Source organism: Dethiosulfatibacter sp. (assembly GCF_983023055.1).
In genome coordinates, this window is record NZ_CEZJXU010000059.1 from 6,193 (window position 1) to 8,191 (window position 1,999).

The 1,999-nt window shown below is 35.8% G+C and carries 2 protein-coding genes; both read right to left on the bottom strand.

The genetic code is table 11. From position 1 onward, the window contains the following. A partial coding sequence (locus AC3AX0_RS03620) for a class B sortase (protein WP_487548941.1) occupies positions 1 to 729 on the bottom strand: 729 nt, incomplete at its 3' end. 72 nt (positions 730 to 801) lie between these two features. Continuing rightward, positions 802 to 1,999: DUF7507 domain-containing protein (locus AC3AX0_RS03625; protein ID WP_487548942.1), on the bottom strand; the 1,198-nt coding region annotated here is incomplete at its 5' end.

Genomic DNA, 1,999 nt, shown 5'->3' on the forward strand with positions numbered 1-1,999 from the left:
GAAAATCTTCCATTCAGTTTCTTCTTCATAATCATCGTATTTCACAGTATTGTAGTTGTTGAAATACCTTTCATATGAACCATCTTGAACATAGTAGACCAAATCTGAAAACATACTGCCGTCAATCATCTTATGTCCGTAAATAATGTAGTTTCTGTCATCTCCGATTTCATCATTTCTGTAGTCCATATAGATGGCACCCTTTACATCTTTGTTGCCTAGATAGTTGTGTGTTAGGTAATACTCATTATCTTTAGTTTGTACAACAGGATAGTCTATGCCTGTTCCTGGAACACTGACCCATCCTATTACACTTCCTGCTTCTGCAATAGTCTCTTTTTCCTCTTCAGTAACGGTGCTGTTTGAATTTGTAGTGTCTGCAGGGATTTCTGTCTGGACATTGTTGTTTACCTCTCCGTTGTCAACAACCAGTGTAGTGTCTGTCGTAATCACTGCACCTTCATCAGTATCTGTAGAAGTATCTGTTGCAACATCTGCATCTGTATTAATATTTCCAGCAGTAACTGTTTCTGAATCATCTACCATCACAGGTGTATTATTACCTTGATCCAGTTCTACAGAGATATCCTTTTCATTGTAATAAGCTTCCTTGGCTTCCTCATATGTCTGGTTAGATTTTTGGTACTGGTAGAATTCATTTACAGCCAGCCCAATAAACACGAAAAACATTACAATTAAAACAATACTAATTATCTTGTTTCTATCCATGTCATCACCCCATTTTAAAAATACGGTTCTATACTTATATTGTATAGAACCGTACAAATTTAATCAAGTCTATTATCTGTTTTTCTTCCTGTCAAAGATACTCCATCCAGTTCCAACACCTAATGCTCCAAGTCCGTAAATCAACATAAGAGGTGCTGCTCCTGTGTTCGGTACATCAAGCGGAATATCTACCTCTACTATTATTTCACCGATTGTTACATCCGCATCATCTGATACTATCAAATTGCCTGTCGTAGCAGTTGCAACATTAGTAAAGTCTTCAGCATCTTCAGTAACTGTCATATTGACAAATATTTCTTCCGATGTGTTTGGTTCAAGTTCATCAATTCTATAACCGAATAAACCTACCATTGGATCCTCTACTATAATATTTTCAAGTTTTGTATTTCCTGTATTAGTTACTATTATCTTGAATTCAACTATTTCTTCAGGGAAGAATTCTGTTTTATCTCCAACAATAGATTTATCTATTGTCAATCCAGGTAGTCCTAGCGGAGTATCATCTTTCACAAGAACTTCTGCTGTTGCGGTTTTTGTTCCCGCTCTGTCATCTACAGCTTTTGCTGTATTTTCAAGGAGTCCTTCTTCAAGTGCAATATACTCTACCGTGAATACTACACTGTCCCCCTCACTTAATACAGCTATTTCCTCATTAAGCTCTACAAGATCATCTGTCACAACAATTTCTCTTAAAGTTCCATCATCAATGTTCTTTACAGTAATTGTGTAGGTTATTGTATCACCAACCATCACTTCATCTTGATCAGCAGTCTTTGTGATTGACATTCTATAATCAGTGCTTGTTGATGGTCTGCTGTTTACATCTACTATGGCTGAATCTGAAACTGTTACAGGATTTTCCTGAGGTCCATAATAAGTTGCTTCAGCTACATTCACCTTATCGCCAGTTGAACTATAAGATGTTGTGAATGCTCTTGTTGTAGTTGATTCTGCCAACAATTCAAATGATTCATATTCATTAAGATCAAATCCATCGATATCAGTAAAATCTATATAGAGATCTTGGTTTCCTGTGTTTTCCAAAGTAACTGTATAAGTTACTTCTACATTTGTATATACACTGCTATCATCTACTATTTTATCGATTGTTAAGCCATATCTTGGTTCAATAATATACTCATTTGTAAACTCTACCAACGATTCTTTTTCTAATTCAACTGTTACAGACTTATCATTGTCTCCTTCAAGTGTATATGGCGACGGGTCTCTTTCTACTACTGTATAGTCT